Source organism: Microvirga sp. jy35 (assembly GCF_056148915.1).
Window position 1 is genome coordinate 60,246 of the sequence record NZ_JBWBEW010000012.1, and the last position, 15,791, is coordinate 76,036.

Genomic DNA, 15,791 nt, shown 5'->3' on the forward strand with positions numbered 1-15,791 from the left:
AAAGCTCCAAAAGGAAACGGCGGCGTTATAAGCGCCGCCGTACAGGGTCGTCAATGCTGCGCAGGTTGCTCACCACTGTCATTCCGGGGCCGCGCAGCGGAGCCCAGAATCCATAACCGCTAACGTTGTAGAATGAAGCGCGACGCTGATAACTCTTTTTGAAGCGTTGTGTGTATGGATTCCGGGCTCGGCCCTTGGCCGCCCCGGAATGACAGTGGAAAACTATTTCCCGCTGGCCAGCGCCTTCTCGCGGATGGCCGAGAGCGACATGCTGGGCGTGATCGCTTCCGGATCGAGGATGCAGTGCAGGATGGCAGGCTTGCTGGAGGTGAGCGCCCGCTGGAGGGCGGGGGCGAAGTCCTCCGTCATCTCAACGCGCTCGCCGTAGCCGCCGAAGGCGCGGGCGTAAGCCGCGAAGTCCGGGTTCTGCAGCATGGTGGCCGAGACGCGGCCGGGATATTCGCGCTCCTGGTGCATGCGGATCGTGCCGTACATGCCGTTGTCGAGCAGGACCACCAGGATCGGAAGGTCGTATTGCACGGCGGTGGCGAATTCCTGCCCGTTCATGAGGAAGTCGCCGTCGCCGGCGAACACCACCACCGGGCTATCGGGCCGCAGGCGCTTGGCGCCCACGGCTGCCGGAACCCCGTAGCCCATGGAGCCGGAGGTGGGCGCGAGCTGCGTGCCGTACTCCCGGAACGGCCAGAAGCGATGCACCCAGGTGGCGAAGTTGCCGGCCCCGTTGCAGAAGATCGTGTCGGTGGGCATCACCTCGCGCAGGTGCCGCATCACCTGGCCCATCTGCAGGGCACCGGGATGACGGATCTCGCCAGGATCGCTCCAGGCCAGGTAGCTCTCATGCGCCGCCTTCGTGCCCTCGCTCCAGGGCAGCGAAGCCGGCGGATGCACGCCCTCCAAGGCCGCCGTGAAGGCAACGGGTGAGGCGTTGATGGCAAGATGTGGCGCGTAGACCCGGCCGAGCTCGCTCGAATCGGGATGAATGTGAACCAGGGTCTGCTTCGGGGCCGGAATGTCGAGGAGCGTATAGGCCTGGCTTGGGATCTCAGAGAGTCGCCCGCCGACGAGCAGGACGAGGTCGGCGTCCTTGATGCGCGCTAAAAGCTTCGGGTTCACCCCGAGCCCGAGATCGCCGATGTAGGAGGCGTGGTCGGCGGGAAACAGCATCTGGCGGCGGAACGTGCAGGCGACCGGCAGCTCGAAGCGCTCGGCAAAACGTTTGATGCGCTGCACCGCCGCTTCCGACCAGCGGCTGCCGCCGAGCAGCGCGATCGGGTTCTTCGCGCCGTGCAGAAGCTTCTGCAGCTCCGCCATCTGGGCCGGGCCTGGATGGGTCTCGATCACCTGATAGCGCGGCGCGTCGGCGACCGCGGCCATCTCGGTGAGCACGTCTTCCGGCAGCGCGATCACCACGGGGCCGGGACGGCCCGAGGTTGCGACGTGGAAGGCGCGGGAGACGATCTCGGGGAAGCGCGCCGGATCATCCACTTCCGTGGCCCATTTAGCGAGCGGCCCGAAGGCGGCGCGGTAGTCGAGCTCCTGGAACGCCTCGCGCTCGCGCATGCCGCGCTCGATCTGGCCGACGAACAGGATCATCGGCGTCGAATCCTGCTTGGCGATATGGATGCCGGGCGAGGCATTGGTGGCGCCGGGGCCCCGCGTCACGAAGCAGATGCCCGGGCGGCCCGTGAGCTTGCCGTAGGCCTCCGCCATCATGGCCGCGCCGCCTTCCTGGCGGCAGACCGTGATCGTGATGTTGGCATCATGCAGCGCGTCGAGAGCCGCGAGGTAGCTCTCGCCCGGAACGCAGAAGATGTGATCGACTCCGTGCAAGGTCAGTTGATCGACAAGAATCTGGCCACCGGTGCGGGAGGGCGCTGTCATGGAAGGCTCACAGTGTAAGAGGGTAGATAGCCAAAACGGAGGGCATCTCTGCCCTCCGCCGTATGGTTCGAGAACGATCAGGCGTCCACGTCGAACTTCACGCCCTGGGCGAGCGGAAGCGTGTTGCCGTAATTGACAGTGTTGGTGGCGCGGCGCATGTACGCCTTCCAGGAATCCGAGCCGGACTCGCGGCCGCCGCCCGTCTCCTTCTCGCCGCCGAAGGCTCCGCCGATCTCGGCGCCCGAGGGGCCGATATTCACGTTGGCGATGCCGCAATCGGAGCCCGTCGCCGAGATGAAGGCCTCGGCCTCGCGCATGTTGAGCGTGAAGATCGAGGAGGAGAGGCCGGCGCCGACCGCATTGTGCAGTTCGATGACCTCGTCGAAGCTCGAATAGCGCATCACGTAGAGGATCGGCGCGAAGGTCTCGCGGGTCACCGGGCCGGTCTGGCTCGGCATCTCCACGAGGGCGGGACGGGCATAGATTCCCTCGCCCGCCACATCCGTGTAGCGTCCGCCGCCATGCACCGTGCCGCCGGCCGCGCGGGCTTCATCCAGCGCGCGCTCCATGCCGTCGAAAGCGGCCTGGTCGATCAGCGGGCCGACCAGCGTGCCGGGCTCGCGCGGATCGCCGATCTTCACGCTGCCATAGACCTTGGCGAGGCGCGGCACGAGCTGGTCGTAGACGCTCTCATGCACGAAGAGGCGGCGCAGGGTCGTGCAGCGCTGTCCCGCCGTGCCCATGGCGGCGAATGCGATGCCGCGCAGCGCCAGATCGAGATCGGCGGAAGGAGCCACGATGGCGGCGTTGTTGCCGCCGAGCTCCAGGATCGCGCGGGCGAAGCGCTCGGCGAGCTTCGGGCCGACCTGGCGGCCCATGGCCGTGGAGCCGGTGGCGGAGAGGATCGGCACGCGGTGGTCTTCCACGAGGATCTCGCCGACCTCGCGGCCGCCCAGCAGCACCTCGCACAGGCCCTCCGGCACGCCGCCGAAGCGCTTGGCCGCGCGCTCCACAATGGCCTGCGTGGCGAGCGCCGTGAGCAGGGTCTTCTCGGACGGCTTCCATACCACGCTGTCGCCGCACACCAGCGCGAGCGCCGCGTTCCAGGACCACACGGCCACGGGGAAGTTGAAGGCTGAGATCACGCCGCAGACGCCGAGCGGATGCCAGGTCTCCATCATGCGGTGGTCGGCGCGCTCGGTCGCGATGGTCAGGCCGTAGAGCTGGCGCGAGAGGCCGACGGCGAAGTCGCAGATATCGATCATCTCCTGCACCTCGCCGAGGCCCTCGGAGACGATCTTGCCGGCTTCCAGGGTCACGAGGCGGCCGAGGTCGTCCTTCGAAGCGCGCAGCTCCTCGCCGAGCAGGCGGATGAACTCGCCGCGCCGGGGCGCCGGGATCCGGCGCCAGGCCTTGAAGGCGGCGTCCGCCCGGCCGATGGCGGCCTTGGCCTCGTCCGGCGTGGTTTCGCGCACATGGGCGATCACCTCGCCGGTGATCGGGGAGCGGGCCGGGCGGCCGCCGGCCGCGAAGGCGCTGTCCGGCACGCCGAGCCGCGCGAGAATGGCGCGGGCCTCGTCTGCAACGGAGGCAGGCGCGGAGGATACGGGTTTCAGGCTCGCTGTCATGGTAATCTCCCTCGATGCGGGCTCGGGCTCAGCATAAGGCCCTGGCCATCGCTTGGTCTTGGAACGAAACGACGGCGGCTGTCAGGCCACCGTCTTAAAGCATTTCGGGACAAGCAGGGAACTGCTTTTCCCGAATAGGGTCATGCGGTTTGGTCAAGAACCTGGGCGGCTCGCGCGAAAAGCGGCGGGAGCCAGTCCTTATCGTCACGCCACCGCGTCGAGACGGATGTTCTTCACCGCCGGCTCGTGGCTCTCGTCCAGGCGCTCGCCCGCATAAACGCGGCCGAAACGGTTGGCCAGGAAGGCGTCGAGGCCGATCTCCTCCTGACGGACGAAGCCCTGCTTCGGCAGCTTGCCCTCGACGAGCAGGTCGAGCATGGCGCAGATGCCGGCAGCAGTCGTCACCTGGATGGCGGTGCGCTGGGTTCCGGCGACCTTCTGGCCGTAGATGCTGCGGGCGTAGGTCTCCTGCACGTAGCGGCCGCCGCGCTCGCCGGTGACGGTCACGAACACGATGACCATGTCCTGCATGGTGGCCGGCACCGCGTTCTCCAGGATGTCCTTCAGGACCTCGCGGCGGTTGCGTAAGCCAAGGTCGTTGAGGAGCACGCGCATCAGCGCGCAGTGGCCGGGATAGCGGATCGTCTTGTAGTTCAGGTTGCGCACCTTGCCGTCCAGGGTCTCGCACAGGGTGCCCAGGCCGCCGGAGGTGTTGAAGGCCTCGTAGCGGGTGCCGTCGAGGGAGAACTCCTCGAGCTCCTCCATGGCCGGAACCTCGCGCAGCTTGCCGTCGACCACGGCTTCGCAGCGCTCGATGTATTCGTTGATGACCCCGTCCGTGCTCCAGGTGAGGTTGTAGGACAGGGCGTTCGACGGATATTGCGGCAGGGCGCCCACGCGCAGGCGCACCGTGTCGAGCTTGTCGAAGCGGCTTGCGATGTCATGGGCCACGATGGAGATGAAGCCGGGGGCGAGGCCGCACTGGGGAATGAAGGCGGTCGCGGCGCCCTCGGCCAGCTCCTTCACCATCCGGGTGGTGGCCACGTCCTCGGTCAGGTCGAAATAGTTGACGTCCGCAAGGCGCGCTGCCTTGGCCACGTGGCTCGTCAGGTGGTAGGGCGCTGCGCTCAGAACCGCATAATGCCCTTTGAGAGCATTCTGCAGGGCGACCGCGTCACTGAAGTCGAGCTGGATCGTCTCCACGCCATCCTTGGCAACCGCCTCCAGCGCCTCAGGCGAAGAATCCGCGACGGTGACGCGGTAGGCGCCGGTGTCATGGAGCATGTCGACAATGGTGGAGCCGATCTTTCCGGCGCCGATGACGAGAATCGAGTGCATTCAAACCTCCCTGTGATGGGAGCAGAAAAAGGCAGAACGCTGCAGAGCGCCATAGACAAGCTGACGGAAAGCCAAGTAGGTTTCGGCAGAGTGACGACTTGACTGGTCATAGTGATGCTTGATGCTACCGACCGCGCCTTGATTGCTCTCCTGAGGGAGAATGCCCGCATCGGCCATGCGGAGGCCGCCCGTCGTCTCAAGCTCTCCCGCACGACGGTGCAGGCTCGGGTCGAGAGCCTGGAACGACGCGGCGTGATCACCGGCTACACCTTGCGCCTCGCCGAGGAGGTCACCAGCCGCATGGTGCGGGCGCATGTGACCATCGTGGTCGCGCCCAAGGCGTCCGGCGGGGTCGTGTCGGCGCTTCAGCGCATGCCTGAGTTGCGCGCGCTTCATTCGGTCGCGGGTGTCTTCGATCTCCTGGCGGTGGTAGAGGCTCAGGACGTTCCCTCCCTCGACGCCGCCATCGACAGGATCGGCGCAGTCGAGGGAGTCGAGCGCACCCAATCCTCCATCATTCTCTCAACGAAGTTCGAACGATGACCCTAGCCACCTCCCTCTCAGCCGATGTGGTGATCGTCGGCGGCGCCGTCATGGGCTCCTCCGCGGCCTATCACCTGCTCGCCGATTCCGGCTTCAAGGGGCGCGTCATCGTCGTCGAGAAGGACCCCACCTACCAGCTCTCGGCCTCGGCGCTCTCGGCCGCCTCGATCCGGCAGCAATATTCCAGCGCGGTGAACATCCGCATCTCGCTGTACGGCATCCGGTTCCTGCGCGGCATCGGCGACCATCTGGCCGTCGATGGCGACCGGCCGGAGATCGGTCTGAGGGAGGCCGGTTATCTCTATTGCGCATCGGACGCGGGCGAGCAGGTTCTGCGCGAGAACCAGGCGCTGCAGGCCGCAGAGGGCGCGGACATCCTTTTCCTGCAGCCCAACGAGCTGAAGACCCGCTTCCCCTGGCTCAACGTCGAGGATCTCTCGGCCGGCACCTGGGGCCGCTCGGGCGAGGGCTGGTTCGACGGCTGGGGCCTGCTCCAGGCTTTCCGCAAGAAGGCCCGTTCGCTCGGGGCGGAATATGTGAAGGGCGAAGTGGCCGGGATCGAGCGCGACGGCACCGCCGTCACGGCGGTGCACTTCCGGGACGGGACGCGGATTGCCTGCGGCACGCTCGTCAATTGCGCGGGCTCCGGCGGGCGGGCGATCGCCGCCATGGCGGGCCTCGACATTCCGGTCCGGGCCAAGCGCCGCTACGTCTTCACCTTCGCCTGCAAGGAGCCGGTGGAGAACTGCCCGCTGCTCATCGACACATCGGGCGCCTATGTGCGGCCGGAAGGCGAGGGGCACTTCATCTGCGGCGCCTCGCCGGAGGCCGAGATGGATCCCGATTGGTTAGACGAGGATCCTGCAAGCCAGGAGATCGATCACGCGTTCTTCGAGGAGTTCATCTGGCCGTCGCTCGCCCATCGCGTGCCGGCCTTCGAGGCGATCAGGCCGGGCCGGGCCTGGTCCGGCCCCTACGACATGTGCCTGCTCGACCACAACGCCATCATCGGCCAGGCGGGTGAGCTGGGGAATTTCTATCTCTGCAACGGCTTCTCGGGCCACGGCCTGCAGCAGGCCCCGGCCGTCGGGCGCGGGCTCGCCGAGCTGATCGTTCACGGCGGCTACCGCACCCTCGATCTGTCGGAGCTCGGCTACGAGCGCGTGCTCGCCAACCGGCCGCTGCTCGAGCGGAATGTGATTTAGAGCGCCTGACAAGCACATCATAAGCCTCATCCTGAGGAGCGTAGCGTCTCGAAGGACGAGGCGTCTCCAGTGCTCTCTGGAACCTCCTTCGAGACGCAGCCTCACGGCTGCTCCTCAGGATGAGGGGTGTTTTGTTAGAAAGCCTTAAAAGCCGCCTTCGCCGGACGTGCGATAGGCCCAGATCCGGCCGCCGCGGTTCATGTGGCGCTGCATCAGGCCCGGCTGATCCGGCGCGGGCTGGGTGTCCACAGCCAACTCGTTGACGCCTTCCCGGTCTGCGCGCTCGTCGCTGCGGCGGGCGCCGGTGCCCACCGTCGTGCCCGACCCCTGGTTGGTCTGGGCGAACTCGTCCGTCCTCAGGTCCGTGGTGCCCAGATCGTCCGCGCCTTCCGCCATGAGCCCCATGCCGGGCAGGGCGCTCGTGGTGGTCATGCCGCCACTGGCGCCGCCGGTGATCCCGGCGCCGAGCGGCGCGCCCACATCGGCGCCCGCCTGATCGGAACCGTTCGAGGAGAGCCATTCCCGGCTGCTGCCGTCGAGGTCGACCGGGTCGAACATCTCTAACGCCTGCACCGCCCTCTCGGCATTGTCCCGGTCGACCTGGGCGGCGATCAGGGTATGGCCCCTGTGCAGGCCCTGCTCGAAGATCCGCTTGTCGGATTCCGGCAGGTTCAGGTCGTGGAGGGCCTCCATGGCGTCGTCGCGGGCGGAGAGGGTGCGAAAGCCCGAGATCGAGGAGACCTCGCGGGCGTCCTGGTTGCCGACGGCGACGATCCTGTTCTGGGCTATCCCCATCTCGAGCAGGGACTGGAGAGCCTGGCGGGCTTGGGCGGGGTCCCTGAACAGGGCTGTGATCATCTGGGGCATGGGACTCTTCCGTTGGGTTACTTCCTCAACGAAGAGGCGCTTCGGCCTGTTCCCGAGATCCGCCATTAAGCCTTTTGTATGAAAGGGCTTCCATTTTGAAGCCGGCTATGATTGTCATGGTTTCGTCATAGAACCGTCATCCGGGCTTAACGCAGGGATGATGAACGACAAGAACGTCCCGGACGGGATGATATGGGAGAGATGAGAATGATGAAGAAGTCCCTCCTCGGCGCTCTGGCCCTGGGCCTTGCGACGAGCACCTCCGCCTTCGCCCAGACGGAGCTTCAGTGGTGGCACGCCATGACGGGCGCCAACAACGACGTCGTGAACCGCCTGGCTGACGAGTTCAACAAGTCCCAGACCGAATACAAGGTCGTCCCGACCTACAAGGGCCAGTACGCCGATACCCTGAACGCCGGCATCGCCGCGTTCCGTGCGGGCGGCGCCCCCCACATCATCCAGGTGTTCGAAGTCGGCACGGCGACCATGATGGGCGCCCGCGGCGCCATCAAGCCGGTGCACGAGATGATGAAGGAAGCGGGCGAGACGTTCGATCCGCAGGCCTACCTCCCGGCCATCACCGGCTACTACTCCACGGCGAAGGGCGAGATGCTCTCCTTCCCGTTCAACTCCTCCTCCATGGTCATGTGGATCAACCGGGACGAGCTGAAGAAGGCCGGCGTCGCCGAGATCCCGAAGACCTGGCCTCAGGTGTTCGATGCCGCCAAGAAGCTGAAGGCTGCCGGTCATGACACCTGCGGCTTCTCGAACGCCTGGGCTTCCTGGGCTCACATCGAGCAGTTCTCGGCCTGGCACAACGTGCCGATGGCCACCAAGGCCAACGGTCTCGACGGCTTCGACACGGAGATGAAGTTCAACTCTCCGACGCACGTGAAGCACCTGCAGAACCTCATCGACCTGCAGAAGGACAAGACCTACGACTATTCGGGCCGCGACTCGAAGTCTGAGGGCCGCTTCACCTCCGGCGAATGCGCGATCTTCCTCACCTCCTCCGGCTTCTACGGCAACGTGAAGGCCAACGCGAAGTTCGACTTCACGTCCGTGCCGATGCCGTACTACCCGGACGTCCAGGGCGCTCCGCAGAACTCCATCATCGGCGGCGCTTCGCTGTGGGTCATGGGCGGCAAGAAGGCTGAGGAGTACAAGGGCGTGGCGAAGTTCTTCGCCTTCCTGTCCGACACGGACCGCCAGGCTCGTCTGCACCAGGAATCGGGCTATCTCCCGATTACCAAGGCAGCCTACGAGAAGACCAAGGCATCGGGCTTCTACGAGAAGAACCCGGTCCTCCAGACTCCGCTGATGGAGCTGACCAACAAGGAGCCGACCGAAAATTCCCGCGGTCTGCGCTTCGGCAACATGGTCCAGATCCGCGACGTGATCTCGGAGGAGATCGAGTCGGCTCTCGCCGGCCAGAAGCCCGCGAAGGACGCTCTCGACGCGGCCGTGACCCGCTCCAACCAGATCCTGCGCCAGTTCGAGCGTACCGTACGCTAAGCTGATCGGAGACTGGCAGAAACCCATCCCGGGGAGCTCGAGAAGCTCCCCGGGATGATCTTATAGATCATCCTCGCAGACCGGTTGCCGCCGTCATCTGCCCCATCCTCGAGCAGCCGTAATAGCGATGGAAAAACGAGCTCACATTTCAGGTTGGACGCTGCCGCTTCTGCTGATCCTTCCGCAGATGGCCATCACCCTCGTCTTCTTCTACTGGCCGGCCTCCCAGGCCATCTGGCAGTCGTTCCTGCGGGAAGACGCCTTCGGCCTCGCGTCCGAATTCGTCGGCTTCGAGAATTACGTGTCGCTGTTCGAGCAGCCCGAATATTACCGGGCCATGGTCACGACTGCGATCTTCTCGTCGCTCGTCGCCTTCTTCTCGCTCGCCTGCGCGCTGCTGCTGGCCAGCCAGGCCGACAAGAACATCCGCGGCGGGCACGCCTTCAAGACCCTTCTGATCTGGCCTTACGCGGTGGCTCCCGCCATCGCGGGCGTGCTGTGGCTCTTCATGTTCCACCCGACGCTCGGCACCCTGTCGCGCCCGATCAATGCCCTGGGCATCAACTGGAATCCCATGCTCAACGGCACCCATGCCATGACGCTCCTGGTGCTCTCGGCCACCTGGAAGCAGATCAGCTACAACTTCCTGTTCTTCCTGGCCGGGCTCCAGTCGATTCCGAAGAGCGTGATCGAGGCGGCCGCCATCGACGGCGCCGGTCCCCTGCGCCGCTTCTGGACGGTCATCTTCCCGCTCCTGTCGCCGACCACGTTCTTCCTGCTCGTGGTCAACATCGTCTACGTGTTCTTCGACACCTTCGGCATCATCGATGCCGTGACGGGCGGCGGCCCAGCCGGGCAGACCACGACCCTCGTCTACAAGGTCTACGCGGACGGCCGTCTCGGCGGCGATCTCGGCGGCTCGGCCGCCCAGTCGGTGATCCTGATGATCATCGTGATCGCTCTCACCGCCGTCCAGTTCCGTTATGTCGAGCGCAAGGTGCAGTACTGATGGTCGAGAATCGTCCCTTCGCACAATTCATAGCCTACCTGACGCTCGCCCTCGGCGTCGTCATCGTGGCCTTCCCGGTCTACCTGGCGATCATGGCCTCGACCTTCGACGCCGCCACCATCATCAACGGCAACATGCCGCTGGTGCCTGGCGACCAGGCGGACGAAAACTACGCCCGGACGCTGTTCTACGGCGGCATGCATGCCCGCCAGCCCGTGGGCGGCATGATGTTCAACTCGATGATCATGGCGCTCGGGATCGCGATCGGAAAGATCCTGATTTCGATCCTCTCGGCGTTCGCGGTGGTGTATTTCAAGTTCCCGTTCCGCAAGACCGCCTTCTGGATCATCTTCATCACCCTGATGCTCCCGGTCGAAGTGCGCATCTATCCGACCTACAAGATCGTCGCGGATCTCGGGCTGCTCGACACCTATACGGGCCTCGTCATGCCGCTCGTCGCGTCGGCCACCGGCACGCTGCTCTTCCGGCAGTTCTTCATGACCATCCCGGACGAGCTGCTCGAGGCCTCCAAGATCGACGGCGCGGGCGCGTTCCGCTTCTTCAAGGACACGCTGCTCCCGCTCTCCATCACGACGATCGCGGCGCTGTTCGTGATCCAGTTCATCTACGGCTGGAACCAGTACCTCTGGCCGCTGCTGATCACGACCAAGAGCTCGATGCAGACCATCGTCATCGGCATCAAGATGATGATCACCACCACGGATGCCTTGACTGAATGGAACGTCGCCATGACCACCGCGGTGCTCGCTATGCTGCCCCCGGTGTTCGTGGTGATCTTCATGCAGAGGCTCTTCGTGAAGGGTCTCGTGGAAACGGAGAAGTGACGCGCCGACCGGCGCATGGCCCTTGCGGCGAGAAGCCGTGAGGGCTCCTTCTCGAAAAGCTTCAACGAATTTTGCCCGACGCTTTGAGCCGACCGGGCCACGGTTAAAAGGAAGAGTACGATGGCAGGGGTGACGCTGGATACTGTCAGGAAGATCTACGCGGGCAATGTGGAGGCCGTGAAGGGCGTGTCGCTCGGCATCGAGGATGGGTCCTTCTGCGTGCTGGTCGGCCCGTCGGGTTGCGGCAAGTCCACGCTGCTGCGCATGATCGCCGGCCTCGAGACGATCTCCGGTGGCGAGGTGAAGATCGGCGACCGGGTCGTGAACCAGGTCGAGCCCGCCGACCGCGACATCGCCATGGTGTTCCAGAACTACGCGCTCTATCCGCATATGAGCGTCTACGACAACATGGCCTATGGCCTGAAGAACCGCGGCACGCCCAAGGACGAGATCGAGAAGCGCGTGAATGAAGCCGCCCGCATTCTCGCCATCGAGTCGTTCCTCGCCCGCAAGCCGCGCCAGCTCTCGGGCGGTCAGCGCCAGCGCGTCGCCATGGGCCGTGCCATCGTGCGCAAGCCCCAGGTCTTCCTCTTCGACGAGCCGCTCTCCAACCTCGACGCCAAGCTGCGCGTGCAGATGCGCGTGGAGATCAAGCGCCTGCAGCGGGCACTCGGCGTCACGTCGATCTACGTCACCCACGATCAGGTCGAGGCGATGACGCTCTCCGACAAGCTCGTGGTGATGTCGGGTGGCCAGATCGAGCAGGTCGGCACGCCCTCAGAGGTGTATCGCCGTCCTGAGACCCGGTTCGTCGCCACCTTCATCGGCTCCCCGCCCATGAACATCCTGCCCGGAACCGTGGAAGGCCCCGGCCGCGTCTCCGTCGGCGGGCAGTCGATCGCCGTGACGGACATGCGCGAGGGTCTCGCCCCGGGCTCCGCCATCGAGGTGGGCCTGCGGCCCGAGGACGTGCAGGCGGGCGGCACCGGTGCGAGCTCGCTCTCCATGGACGTGGACTTCGTCGAGGAACTTGGCGCCACCCAGCTCTTCCACGGCAAGGTGGCCGGCGCCGAATTCATCGTCCAGGCCTCGACCGGCCAGCTCCCGGCGGACACGCGCAAGCTCACGCTCGCGGTCGATCCGGCCAACGTCCACCTCTTCGACCCGCAAACCACGAAGCGTTTGGGACGGGTGTGATCCTGACCGGCACGAAGTCCGGTATCGAAGCGTCTCAGGGCCTTGGATCACTCCAGGGCCTTTTTGTTGCTCCCTGCCGACATGAACCCCTCCACGTCATCCCGTCCCCGGACTTGATCCCGGGATCAGTTCCGGGGATCCCCGTCTTCCTTCGCGCTCCTTTTCACAGCCCTCATCCTGAGGAGGATTGCGGGAGCAATCCGTCTCGAAGGAGGGCTTCAGAGGTCTCTGGATCCTCCTTCGAGACGCAGCCTGGCGGCTACTCCTCAGGATGAGGGTTGAACGTTTCGGGAAGCGGAGGGTGTCATCCCTGGCGGTCCGCAGGACCGGGAAGGGGATCCATGATCATGCTCGGCGATGTGGATTCCCTTCCCCTCAGCTTCGCTCCGGCCGGGAATGACACTCGCCAGTCCTGACATCCTCCGCGTCATCCCCGGGCTTGTTCCGGGGATCCACGTCTTTGCACCGCTACGGTTCCAAGGCGTGGTTGGCCGCAACAAGTGCGGCCATGACCGGGTGGGCGTGAGTACGTGTTCTCACTTTGTTCTTGACAGGGGCTCCAAGCTCGGCTATATGTGTGGTCATCCTCGCCCGACGAGGGGCGCGCTCGCGAGGCGTCGCAGCAGTGGGGCAAGGAGCGGTCCCGCCGCAGGTCTCGCACACCTGTGGTCGCGGGAGGTCGATTCTGGCTTCGTCAGGTCCACCTGAAAAGAACCGCGCGTGATGAGCAGTCTGGCTCTCACTTTCACCATCACACATCGAGCCGGTCTGCGCGACACGCCACCCTCGATCGACCTTCAGGCTCGCAGCTCACACGCTGCGGGCCCGAAGGCGCCGGTTCTTTGACAAGCCAACAGCGTCATCCCGGACGAAGCGTCAGCGGCGATCCGGGATCGTACAAACCAGCCGGCCCTGTCATTCCGGGGCGGCATAGCCGGGCCCGGGATCCATCACCGCCGACGGTGCCGGACTGAAGCAAGGTCGTGACTATGGATCCCCGCCTGCGCGGGGATGACAGCGGTGGGGTCCAGCGCCACACCCTGATCCGATCCCGGATCGGCTTCCGCCGTCTTGGGCGAGAAACACCGCCGCGAAGCAGCGGTTGCCTCGCATCCGAACCCTCGGTATCCCTTTTGCTTCAACGTGAGGAACAGCAATGACGGTCAAGCTCGACGGGGCCACTCTCGGCATTCAGGACGTGGTGCGCGTGGCGCGCCGCGATGCTCAAGGAGCCTTCGCGCAGGCAGCCCTGGCGCCGGAGGCGCGCGAGTGGATCGCCGCGACGCGGGACTACATCGACCGCACCTGGATGCATGACGACGCCCCGCTCATGTATGCCTTCAACACCGGCGTCGGCCTGTTCAAGGACCAGCGCGTCCTCATCAGCGACATGGCGGCCTATCAGCGCAAGACGGTCTACGCCCATGCCACCGGCGTCGGCGAGCCCTTCGCCGAGGACGTGACGCGCGCCATGATGCTCCTGCGCGCCAATGCCTTCGCGTCCAACTATTCCGGCCCGCGGGTCGAGCTCGTCGAGCGGCTCGTCGCCTTCCTCAATGCGGGCCTGCATCCGGTGATCCCGCAGAAGGGGTCTGTCGGCGCCTCGGGTGATCTCGCGCCGCTGGCCCACATGGCCGGCGCCGTCTGCGGGTTCGACGAAGCCGACATGATCTATCAGGGCCGCGTCATGCCGGCCCGTGACGCCATTCGCCTGGCGGGCTTCGAGCCCGATTTCGAGCTCGGCGCGAAGGATGCCTCGGCGCTCATCAACGGTTCCACCACGTCGCTCGCGCTCGGCGCTCTGGCCACTCACGACGCGCGCCGCCTGCTCAAGCATGCCGACATCGCCATGTGCCTGTCGCTCGAAGCCATGCGCGGCGAGCTCGCGGCCTTCGATCCGCGCGTGCACAAGGCGCGGCCGCATCCCGGTCAGGCGCGCGTGGCGCGAAACCTCCTGCGCATTCTCGACGGCACGAAGCGGTGCTCGCAACAGGCGCGCGACATCGTCTTCCCCGACGAGCCGCGTCAGCCCGGCCAGCCCGCATCGCCGCGCGTGCAGGATGTCTACTCCCTGCGCTGCACGCCGCAGGTCCACGGGCCCGCCGTGGAGGCGATCGAATATGTGGAGCGCATCATCGGCACGGAGATGAACTCCGCCACCGACAATCCGCTCATCTTCGATGATGGACAGGGCGGCTACGTGTCGATCTCGGGCGGACACTTCCACGGGCAGTACATGGCGCAGGCCATGGACTTCCTCGCCATTGCCATGGCGGATCTCGGCACCATCTCCGAGCGGCGCCTCGCGCGCCTCGTCGATCCCACCATGTCCTACGGCCTGCCGCGCAACCTGCTCGCCGGCAAGCGCGGGCTCAACACGGGCTTTGCCACCGTGCAGTGCTCCATGTCGGCGCTGGTCATGGAGAACCGCGGGCTTGCGACACCGGGCTCGGTGGATTCAATTCCCGGCAAGTCCAACGCGGAGGATCACATCTCCAACTCCACCTGGTGCGGGCGCAAGGCGCGCATCATCGTGGAGAACGTGGAGCAGATCGTGGCGGGCGAACTCCTGATGGCAGCCCAGGCGCTGTCCCTCGTGGAGCCGCTGGCAGGGGATTATCCGCTGGGCAAGGGCTCGCGCGCCGCCATTGAGGCGATCCGCGCCGTCATTCCGCCGGCCCTCGAAGGCGACCGCTGGTATGCCACCGAGATGCGCCAGGCCCTCGACCTTGTGCGCTCCGGCGCTGTTGTCGAGGCAGTCGAGAGCGCTATCGGCGAGCTGGAGTAAACGAAAAGGGCCCGGTGATTCCGGGCCCCGAAGTCTCGAGTGCGGTGCCGGTTCAGCGGCAGCGGCGCACGGTGCGGTAGACCACATTGCCGTTCGGGCGCACGATGCGCTCGCGGATGGTGCGGCAGCGATCCACCCGGCGCTGCCAGGCAGGGACGCCGCACTGGCGCACGGTGCGATAGACCACGCGGCCGTTCGGGCGCACGGTGCGGATGCGGCGGGTCACGCAGGCCACATCGTCCACGAGCGAAGGCGCCTGAATCTGCTCGGGGCTGAAACGCGCATGAGCCTCCTGCGGAGCGGCGAAGAAGCCGGCGCCGAGCGCGAGGGCGAATGCGGGGAGAATGATGGCGCGCATGGTCCATTCCTTATGATTCGAGGAGGGGCTGACGACAACGGCAGGTCTATGCCATGGTTCCTGAAGCCGGAATGAACCTCATGTTGTCACGCGTTACGATTCGCCCCGTTCAGGCCTCGGATGGTGCCGAGCTGGTGACGGCCAATCTTGCCAGCATCGCCCTGCACGAGCCCTGGGTGTCGCCCTGCCGCGATCATGCGAGCTTTCTCGGTTACCTCACCCGCTGCGACGGAGACCGCTCTGTGGGTTTCATCGCCCGCGAACGGGAGAGCGGGCGGATCGTCGGCGTGGTGAACCTGAGCGAGATCGTGCGCGGCTACTTCCAGAGCGCCTATATGGGCTATTACGGCATGGCCGGCATGAACGGGCGCGGGCTGATGAGGGAGGCGGTGAGCCTCGTGGTCACGCACGCCTTCCGCGACCTCGGGCTGCATCGGGTGGAGGCGAACATCCAGCCCGCCAATCAGCCCTCCCGCACCCTCGTACAGGGGCTCGGCTTTCGCCAGGAGGGCTTCTCGCCCCGCTACCTGAAAATCAACGGCGAGTGGCGCGATCACGAGCGCTGGGCGGTGCTGGCCGACGAGTGGAAGGATTGA

13 protein-coding genes are annotated in these 15,791 nt (G+C 65.7%); 8 read left to right on the forward strand and 5 right to left on the reverse strand.

All coding sequences use genetic code 11. The features are described from left to right. Positions 1–222 precede the first annotated feature (222 nt). The 3 genes from AC0QTX_RS11860 to AC0QTX_RS11870 form a co-directional block, all read right to left on the reverse strand. Positions 223–1,902, reverse strand: a complete 1,680-nt coding sequence (locus AC0QTX_RS11860; RefSeq protein ID WP_474604032.1) for a thiamine pyrophosphate-binding protein — start codon at positions 1,900–1,902, stop codon at positions 223–225. A gap of 77 nt (positions 1,903–1,979) precedes the next feature. Beyond that, entirely contained in the window at positions 1,980–3,530 is a 1,551-nt protein-coding gene (amaB, locus tag AC0QTX_RS11865; protein WP_474604033.1) for an L-piperidine-6-carboxylate dehydrogenase, read from the reverse strand. Between the two features lie 204 nt (positions 3,531–3,734). Further along, entirely contained in the window at positions 3,735–4,868 is a 1,134-nt protein-coding gene (locus tag AC0QTX_RS11870) for a saccharopine dehydrogenase family protein (RefSeq protein WP_474604034.1), read from the reverse strand. A gap of 114 nt (positions 4,869–4,982) precedes the next feature. Here AC0QTX_RS11870 and AC0QTX_RS11875 point away from each other — a divergent pair, with 114 nt between their 5' ends. Continuing rightward, positions 4,983–5,411, forward strand: coding sequence for an Lrp/AsnC family transcriptional regulator (locus AC0QTX_RS11875; RefSeq protein WP_474604035.1), 429 nt, complete (start codon positions 4,983–4,985; stop codon positions 5,409–5,411). Continuing rightward, positions 5,408–6,616: an NAD(P)/FAD-dependent oxidoreductase gene (locus AC0QTX_RS11880; protein WP_474604036.1), complete on the forward strand. Its 1,209-nt coding sequence runs from the start codon at positions 5,408–5,410 to the stop codon at positions 6,614–6,616. Before AC0QTX_RS11875 ends, AC0QTX_RS11880 begins: the two co-directional genes overlap by 4 nt. 144 nt (positions 6,617–6,760) lie before the next feature. On the opposite strand, the gene AC0QTX_RS11885 is transcribed toward AC0QTX_RS11880, so the two are convergent. Further along, a complete protein-coding gene (locus tag AC0QTX_RS11885) occupies positions 6,761–7,483 on the reverse strand; it encodes a hypothetical protein (protein ID WP_474604037.1) in 723 nt (240 codons plus the stop codon). Positions 7,484–7,690: 207 nt separating this feature from the next. On the opposite strand from AC0QTX_RS11885, the gene ugpB reads away from it, so the two are divergent. The 5 genes from ugpB (at position 7,691) to AC0QTX_RS11910 (ending at position 14,837) form a co-directional block, all read left to right on the forward strand. After that, positions 7,691–8,998 carry a sn-glycerol-3-phosphate ABC transporter substrate-binding protein UgpB gene (gene ugpB, locus AC0QTX_RS11890; protein WP_474604038.1) on the forward strand — a complete coding sequence of 436 codons (1,308 nt, stop codon included), beginning with the start codon at positions 7,691–7,693 and terminating at the stop codon, positions 8,996–8,998. Positions 8,999–9,125: 127 nt separating this feature from the next. Next, positions 9,126–10,007, forward strand: a complete 882-nt coding sequence (ugpA, locus tag AC0QTX_RS11895; protein WP_474604039.1) for a sn-glycerol-3-phosphate ABC transporter permease UgpA — start codon at positions 9,126–9,128, stop codon at positions 10,005–10,007. Next, positions 10,007–10,852 (forward strand): sn-glycerol-3-phosphate ABC transporter permease UgpE, encoded by an 846-nt coding sequence (gene ugpE, locus AC0QTX_RS11900; RefSeq protein WP_474604040.1) that lies wholly within the window; start codon positions 10,007–10,009, stop codon positions 10,850–10,852. The genes ugpA and ugpE overlap by 1 nt, the downstream gene beginning before the upstream one ends. 120 nt (positions 10,853–10,972) lie before the next feature. Then, entirely contained in the window at positions 10,973–12,049 is a 1,077-nt protein-coding gene (locus tag AC0QTX_RS11905; protein ID WP_474604041.1) for a sn-glycerol-3-phosphate import ATP-binding protein UgpC, read from the forward strand. A 1,156-nt stretch (positions 12,050–13,205) separates the two neighbouring features. Then, the gene (locus tag AC0QTX_RS11910; protein ID WP_474604042.1) at positions 13,206–14,837 is read left to right on the forward strand and encodes an HAL/PAL/TAL family ammonia-lyase; all 1,632 of its coding nucleotides are present in this window, start codon (positions 13,206–13,208) and stop codon (positions 14,835–14,837) included. A gap of 52 nt (positions 14,838–14,889) precedes the next feature. Here the strand turns inward: AC0QTX_RS11910 and AC0QTX_RS11915 are convergent, their stop codons facing one another. Then, positions 14,890–15,195, reverse strand: a complete 306-nt coding sequence (locus AC0QTX_RS11915; protein WP_474604043.1) for a hypothetical protein — start codon at positions 15,193–15,195, stop codon at positions 14,890–14,892. An 80-nt stretch (positions 15,196–15,275) separates the two neighbouring features. Here AC0QTX_RS11915 and AC0QTX_RS11920 point away from each other — a divergent pair, with 80 nt between their 5' ends. Further along, complete coding sequence (locus AC0QTX_RS11920; RefSeq protein WP_474604044.1) at positions 15,276–15,791, forward strand: GNAT family N-acetyltransferase; 516 nt, start codon at positions 15,276–15,278, stop codon at positions 15,789–15,791.

Bases quoted from the DNA above. Each gene is read 5' to 3' on its own strand.
- AC0QTX_RS11860 (WP_474604032.1), bottom strand. From the start codon at position 1,902: ATGACAGCGCCCTCCCGCACCGGTGGCCAGATTCTTGTCGATCAACTG.
- amaB (WP_474604033.1), bottom strand. From the start codon at position 3,530: ATGACAGCGAGCCTGAAACCCGTATCCTCCGCGCCTGCCTCCGTTGCA.
- AC0QTX_RS11870 (WP_474604034.1), bottom strand. From the start codon at position 4,868: ATGCACTCGATTCTCGTCATCGGCGCCGGAAAGATCGGCTCCACCATT.
- AC0QTX_RS11875 (WP_474604035.1), top strand. From the start codon at position 4,983: ATGCTTGATGCTACCGACCGCGCCTTGATTGCTCTCCTGAGGGAGAAT.
- AC0QTX_RS11880 (WP_474604036.1), top strand. From the start codon at position 5,408: ATGACCCTAGCCACCTCCCTCTCAGCCGATGTGGTGATCGTCGGCGGC.
- AC0QTX_RS11885 (WP_474604037.1), bottom strand. From the start codon at position 7,483: ATGCCCCAGATGATCACAGCCCTGTTCAGGGACCCCGCCCAAGCCCGC.
- ugpB (WP_474604038.1), top strand. From the start codon at position 7,691: ATGATGAAGAAGTCCCTCCTCGGCGCTCTGGCCCTGGGCCTTGCGACG.
- ugpA (WP_474604039.1), top strand. From the start codon at position 9,126: ATGGAAAAACGAGCTCACATTTCAGGTTGGACGCTGCCGCTTCTGCTG.
- ugpE (WP_474604040.1), top strand. From the start codon at position 10,007: ATGGTCGAGAATCGTCCCTTCGCACAATTCATAGCCTACCTGACGCTC.
- AC0QTX_RS11905 (WP_474604041.1), top strand. From the start codon at position 10,973: ATGGCAGGGGTGACGCTGGATACTGTCAGGAAGATCTACGCGGGCAAT.
- AC0QTX_RS11910 (WP_474604042.1), top strand. From the start codon at position 13,206: ATGACGGTCAAGCTCGACGGGGCCACTCTCGGCATTCAGGACGTGGTG.
- AC0QTX_RS11915 (WP_474604043.1), bottom strand. From the start codon at position 15,195: ATGCGCGCCATCATTCTCCCCGCATTCGCCCTCGCGCTCGGCGCCGGC.
- AC0QTX_RS11920 (WP_474604044.1), top strand. From the start codon at position 15,276: ATGTTGTCACGCGTTACGATTCGCCCCGTTCAGGCCTCGGATGGTGCC.